The sequence below is a fragment of the Streptomyces torulosus genome, assembly GCF_001419765.1.
In the GTDB taxonomy this organism is placed as follows: Bacteria; Actinomycetota; Actinomycetes; order Streptomycetales; family Streptomycetaceae; genus Streptomyces; species Streptomyces torulosus.
In genome coordinates, this window is sequence record NZ_LIRK01000001.1 from 24,774 (window position 1) to 30,773 (window position 6,000).

A 6,000-nucleotide genomic window follows, 5' to 3' on the forward strand; every position below is an offset into this window, starting at 1 on the left:
CCTCTCAGCGTGCCACAGCAGGGCCGCCGCGGTCCTGGTCACACCGCACGGTGACGGCCGGCGCCGTACGCATTCGGCCGGGCGGTACGCCCTCGGGTGACGGACGGGGTCGGTGACGGATGGGGTCCCGGAGCAGGGCGCCGCGCTCGTCGCCGGGATGCGCGCCGAGGGGACCCGGCCGTCACTTCCGTACGCTCTCCGCCGCGAAGTCGTCCGCCAGGACGGTGATGTCGGCGCGGCCCTCGGTCGCGGCCAGCCAGTCGTGCGGGAGGCCGTGGTCGCCGTAGTGGGCGCCGAGGAGGTTGCCGCAGATGGAGCCGGTGGAGTCGCTGTCGCCGGAGTGGTTGACGGCGAGGAGGAGGGCCTCGCTGACGCTGTGGGTGGCGAGGGCGCAGTAGACACCCATGGCGAGGGCCTCCTCGGCGACCCAGCCCTGGCCGAGCGACTCGACCTTCTCGGCCGTGGGGGCGCCCTCGGCGGCCAGGTCGAGGGCACGGTTCAGGGCCGTGCTGGTCTCCTCGTGTCCGGGGTGGCGGGACAGCAGCCGCAGGGTGCGCAGGACGGCACCCTCCAGCGACTCGTCGGCGACCAGGTGGGCGACGATCGCGGCGAGCGCGCCCGCCGCGTACCCGCCGGTGGGGTGCCCGTGCGTCATCCGGGCGCAGCGGGCGGCCATGTCGAACGCGGCCCCGGCCGGGATGCGGGCCAGACCGAAGGGAGCGGAGCGCATGACGGTGCCGCAGCCCTTGGAGTCCGGGTTGACGGGGCCGGGGCGTCCCAGGGGGGTGGCCGGGTCGGGGTGGTGGACCTGGGCGAGGCCGGACAGACAGGCGTTGCCGGGGGCGCGGCGGGCGTACAGCCAGGGCAGGGCGGCGAGCCCCGAGGTCACGCGCGGGTCGGGGCCGGGCTGCCGCTGGGTGTCGAGCCAGCGGCCGTAGGCCTCCCGGACGAGCTGGGGCCAGGCACCGTCGATGCCCTTGCGGCGGGCCCGCTCGTGCGCCTGCCTCAGTCCCTCGACGGTGAAGAGGGTCATCTGGGTGTCGTCGCTGACCCGCCCGACCGCGCCGTCCACGTCCGGGACGAGGCCGGTCACCCCTCGGTCGCCGTGCGTGGAGCGGATGACGGCCAGCGAGGCGAACTCGACGGGGTAGCCGAGCGCGTCCCCGACCGCCCCGCCCAGCAGGCATCCCCTTACCCGCGCCCGGTACACCGCCGTCGCCTCCCAGGACGGGTTCCACGGGTCGTACACGCGCCACTCCTCGATCGCCTCGGCTACGTTCTGACGTATGACCATTGTCCCGTCCGGCACCACGAGTCGTCCCGGCACCCCTCCCGACCGGGGCGCCGGCCCGCTGCTGCGGGCGTGGCGGGAACAACGACGGGTCAGCCAGCTGAAGTTGGCGCTGCGGGCCGGTTCGTCGGCGCGGCACATCAGCTTCGTGGAGACCGGCCGCTCCCGGCCCAGCGAGGAGATGCTGCTGCGGCTCGCCGAGCACCTCGACGTGCCCGTACGGGACCGCAACGCGCTGCTCCTGGCCGCCGGTTACGCGCCCCGCTATCCGCAGACCCCGCTGGACGACCCGTCGATGGCGGCCCTCCGCGAGGGCGTGGAGCGCCTGATCCAGGGCTACGAGCCGTACCCGGCGCTGGTGCTCGACGCGACGTACCACGTGGTGGCCGCCAACCGGGGCATCGCGATGCTGCTCGACGGCGTCCCCGAGTCCTTGCTGGTGCCGCCGTTGAACGCGATGCGGCTGGTCCTCCACCCGGAGGGCCTGGCGCCCCGCATCCGCAATCTGCGGGCCTGGCGTGGTCATCTGCTGGAGCAGATGGAACGCCAGATCGCCCTGCGCCGCTCGGAGCCGCTGCGCGCCCTGTACGAGGAGGTCGCGGCGTATCCGCTGCCGCCCGGCACGACCGACGAGGAGCCCGGGGAGGAACTGGGCGTGTCCTTCGCGTTGCCGATGCGGATCGAGCACGCCGGCCGGGTGCTGTCCTTCATCTCCTCGATCTCCACGTTCAACACGCCCATGGACGTGACCGTGGCCGAGCTGGCCATCGAGACGTTCCTCCCGGCCGACCCGGCGACGGTCAAGTACCTCCAGTCACTGTCCATGTGACGGTCGGTCAGTCACCGGTCGCCCGCAGGGCGGTGTACTGCGCCGCCGCGAACCCGGCCACCGTCAGCGCCTGGAGCACCGTCCACACCACGCCCGCCGTGCTCGGCGTGAGCCACAGGGCGAGGGAGACGAGGCTGAGGAGGGCCCAGACGAGGTTGGCCTCGACGACCACGTGCACGGGCCGCACCGGCGGACGCCCGCGCGCGGCGAGCAGGGCCACGCCCGCCGCGTACACCGTGAGGAACGCGCCGAGTGCGGCGAGCAGGCCCGGACCGACCCCGAGGAGCCGGCCGAGCGGCCCGGCGGCGAGGAGGTACGCGAGACCGTTCACCCCGGTCACGGCGGCGTCCGCGGCCAGGAAGCGGCGCAGCATGGTCCGGGGGTCGGTGGTCCGGGCGAGAGCGGCGAGCGGGGTCGCGGACATGGGGCATCACCCTCCGTCGAGGTGGAGTCGGTCGGCTGGGCAGCGGGTCGGCCGGGGACGGCTGTGCGGACCGCCGGGGCCGGGCCCCGGGCCGGAGTGCGCCGGCCCGGAACCCGCTGCCCTCACCTTGCCGCGTACGGGGCGCGGCGGTCGATTACCTCGGAGGTCATGCCGGTACCTCGGTGGTCGGGCCGGGCCGGTACCTCGGTGGTCGGGCCGGTACCTCGGCGGTCGGGCCGCCGACTCGGGGGTCGTGCCGGGTCCGGGCGGGCGGCTTCGGGGGGCCATGACGGATGTCACGCTGGGGAACCGTTGCTCACTCTTCGGATGCGTCCTTTACTCTTTGGGGTCGCCGTGGCGTTTTCCGCCACGGCGTCGTCGTGGTCGAACCGGAACCGGGGGCTTCCCGTTCCGCTCGACCTCATGAGATGTGCACCGGAACATGACAGACTGGACGCGTACTTCGGCGCGTGGGGAGGCGTGGCGTGAGTGAGCGGCGGCCCGCGCCCACCGTCGGTCAGGTGGTGCTCGGCAGACGGCTCCAGGAACTGCGCGAGGCCGCCGGGCTCAAGCGCGAGGAGGCCGCGCGCGTCCTGCGGGTCGCCCCGGCCACCGTACGACGCATGGAGACCGCCGACGTCGCGCTGAAGATCCCGTACGTGCAGGTCCTGCTCACCACCTACGGTGTCGCCGAGCACGAGGTCGCCTCGTTCGTGAAGCTCGTCGAGGAGGCGAACAAGCCCGGCTGGTGGCAGCGGTTCCACGATGTGCTGCCCGACTGGTTCAGCCTGTATGTGAGCCTGGAGGGCGCGGCCCATCTGATCCGGCAGTACGAGCCGCACTTCGTGCCCGGGATGCTCCAGACCGAGGAGTACGCGCGGGCCGTGATGGAGGCGGGGACCCTCGGGCAGACCGGCCCCGACACCATCGAACGGCATGTGTCGCTGCGCATGGCCCGGCAGAAGCTCCTCACCCGCGAGCACCCGCCGCACCTGTGGGTGATCATGGACGAGACCGCGCTCAGACGGCCGGTGAGCGTCCGCTCCCAGGTCATGCGCGACCAGATCGACCGGCTGCTGGACATCACCGAGAAGGACCATGTGACCCTCCAGGTCGCCGAGTTCGCCGCCGGCCCCCATCCGGGCACGTACGCCCCGTTCGCCCTCTTCCGCTTCGCGGAGCCGGAACTCCCCGACATGGTCTACACGGAGTACCTCACCGGCGCCCTCTACCTCGACTCGCGCCGTGAGGTCGCCCTCCATCTGGAGGTCCTCGACCACATGGCCGCGCACGCGGCCTCCGCGGAGCGCACCCGCGAGCTGCTGCGCGAGTACCGCGGCCGGTACTGAGCCCGCCCCGGGCCCCGGCGGCCCCGGTGCCGGTGGCGGACCGGCCGCCCCCGCTCAGCTACGCCGCGCCGTTCCTCGGTTTCTTGTCGTCGTCGACGATCTCCGCGTCCACGACGCCCTCCTCGTCGGCGGGGTCCGGGCCGGGGCGGGGTTCCTCGGTCCGCGCCCCGGAGGGCGTCGCGTACATCGCCTGGCCCATGCGCTGGCTGACCGTGGCGAGCTTGTCGATGCCGGCCCGGAGGGCGGCCGTGTCCTCGGGGTGGTCGAGGAGCTGCTTCAGCTCGGCCGCGGCGGTCTCGACCTCGCCGCGGATGTCGGCCGGTACCCGCTCCTCGTTGTCACGGATGAACCGCTCGGTCTGGTAGACGAGTTGCTCCGCCTGGTTGCGGGTCTCCGCGGCCTCCCGGCGCCGCCGGTCCTCCTCCGCGTACTGCTCGGCCTCCCGCATCATCCGGTCGATGTCGTCCTTGGGCAGGGCGGAACCCCCGGTGACGGTCATCTTCTGTTCGCGCCCGGTGGCCAGGTCCTTCGCCGAGACGTGCATGATCCCGTCGGCGTCGATGTCGAACGCCACCTCGATCTGCGGCACCCCGCGCGGCGCCGGCGGCAGGCCGGTGAGGTCGAAGACGCCGAGCTTCTTGTTGTACGCGGCGATCTCCCGCTCCCCCTGGTAGACCTGGATGCCGACCGAGGGCTGGTTGTCGGCGGCCGTGGTGAAGATCTCCGAACGCCGGGTCGGGATCGTGGTGTTCCGCTCGATCAGCTTGGTCATGATGCCGCCCTTGGTCTCGATCCCCAGCGACAGCGGGGTGACATCGAGCAGCAGGACGTCCTTCACGTCGCCGCGGAGGACACCGGCCTGGAGCGCGGCGCCCACGGCCACCACCTCGTCGGGGTTCACGCCCTTGTGCGGGTCCTTCCCGGTGAGTTCCTTCACCAGCTCGGTCACGGCGGGCATCCGTGTCGATCCGCCGACGAGGATGACGTGGTCGATCGCGGAGAGCTTCACCCCGGCGTCCTTCACGGCCTGGTGGAACGGCGTCTTGCAGCGGTCGAGCAGATCGGCCGTCAGCTCCTGGAACTGGGCGCGCGTCAGCCGCTCCTCCAGATGCAGCGGACCCTCCGCGGAGGCGGTGACGTACGGGAGGTTGATGGACGTCTCGGAGGAGCTGGACAGTTCGATCTTGGCCTTCTCCGCGCCCTCCCGGAGCCGTTGGAGCGCCATCTTGTCGTTGCCGAGGTCGATGCCGTGGTGGCCCTTGAACCTCTTGACGAGGTACTCGACGACCCGCTGGTCCCAGTCGTCACCGCCGAGATGCGTGTCCCCGTTGGTGGCCTTGACCTCGATGACGCCGTCGCCGATCTCCAGCAGCGAGACGTCGAAGGTGCCGCCGCCCAGGTCGAAGACGAGGACGGTCTGCTCCTCGCCCCGGTCGAGGCCGTACGCGAGGGCGGCGGCCGTGGGCTCGTTGATGATCCGCAGGACCTTGAGACCGGCGATCTCCCCGGCCTCCTTGGTGGCCTGCCGCTGGGAGTCGTCGAAGTACGCCGGGACGGTGATCACCGCGTCGGTGACGTCGTCGCCGAGGTACGCCTCGGCGTCCCGCNNAGTTCCTGGGCCCTCAGGCGGGTGCCGTCCACGGAGCCCTGCTCGGGGAAGCGCCAGCCCCCGTCGCCCATGTGGCGTTTGACGGAGCGCGCGGTGCGCTCCACGTTCGTCACGGCCTGCCGCTTGGCGACCTCGCCCACGAGGACCTCGCCGTTCTTGGCGAAGGCCACCACGGAGGGGGTGGTCCGCTGGCCCTCCGCGTTCGTGGCGACGGTCGGGTCACCGCCCTCCAGCACGGCCACCACCGAGTTCGTCGTCCCGAGATCGATTCCGACCGCACGCCCCATCGCCGTCCCCTTCCCGCAAGGTTCCACCCGGGTCGCGCCCGTGGCTCCCGCGCCCGCACGCCTGCCCGCCGACCCATGGCTCCTACCACCAGCACAAAACTTGAGTGGCCTCTTGTCAATGGGGCAGGGGGGCGTCCCTCACAGGCGCAGCGCCCGGCTCACACCGCCGAGGCCCAGGCGCACGGACGACCGCTCGACCGTCGTGCGGACC

At 72.5% G+C, this 6,000-nt stretch carries 5 protein-coding genes and 1 pseudogene; 2 read left to right on the forward strand and 4 right to left on the reverse strand.

Annotated elements, in window-relative coordinates; all coding sequences use genetic code 11:
• Positions 1-181: 181 nt before the first annotated feature.
• A complete protein-coding gene (locus AOK23_RS00095) occupies positions 182-1,294 on the reverse strand; it encodes an ADP-ribosylglycohydrolase family protein (protein ID WP_079049180.1) in 1,113 nt (370 codons plus the stop codon).
• On the opposite strand from AOK23_RS00095, the gene AOK23_RS00100 reads away from it, so the two are divergent.
• Positions 1,287-2,120 carry a helix-turn-helix domain-containing protein gene (locus tag AOK23_RS00100; protein ID WP_055710693.1) on the forward strand — a complete coding sequence of 278 codons (834 nt, stop codon included), beginning with the start codon at positions 1,287-1,289 and terminating at the stop codon, positions 2,118-2,120. The two genes, AOK23_RS00095 and AOK23_RS00100, sit on opposite strands and share 8 nt — an antisense overlap.
• A 7-nt stretch (positions 2,121-2,127) precedes the next feature.
• Here AOK23_RS00100 and AOK23_RS00105 read toward each other — a convergent pair whose 3' ends face one another.
• On the reverse strand, positions 2,128-2,544 hold the full coding sequence (locus AOK23_RS00105; RefSeq protein ID WP_055710694.1) for a hypothetical protein: 417 nt from the start codon (positions 2,542-2,544) through the stop codon (positions 2,128-2,130).
• Between the two features lie 485 nt (positions 2,545-3,029).
• Here AOK23_RS00105 and AOK23_RS00110 point away from each other — a divergent pair, with 485 nt between their 5' ends.
• Complete coding sequence (locus AOK23_RS00110) at positions 3,030-3,893, forward strand: helix-turn-helix domain-containing protein (protein WP_055710695.1); 864 nt, start codon at positions 3,030-3,032, stop codon at positions 3,891-3,893.
• A 58-nt stretch (positions 3,894-3,951) separates the two neighbouring features.
• Here the strand turns inward: AOK23_RS00110 and dnaK are convergent.
• The coding region (gene dnaK / locus AOK23_RS00115; protein ID WP_240496181.1) for a molecular chaperone DnaK at positions 3,952-5,500 on the reverse strand (1,549 nt) is incomplete at its 5' end.
• 2 nt (positions 5,501-5,502) lie between these two features.
• A pseudogene (locus AOK23_RS49165) lies at positions 5,503-5,789 on the reverse strand (Hsp70 family protein); the annotation flags it as partial.
• Positions 5,790-6,000: the final 211 nt, after the last annotated feature.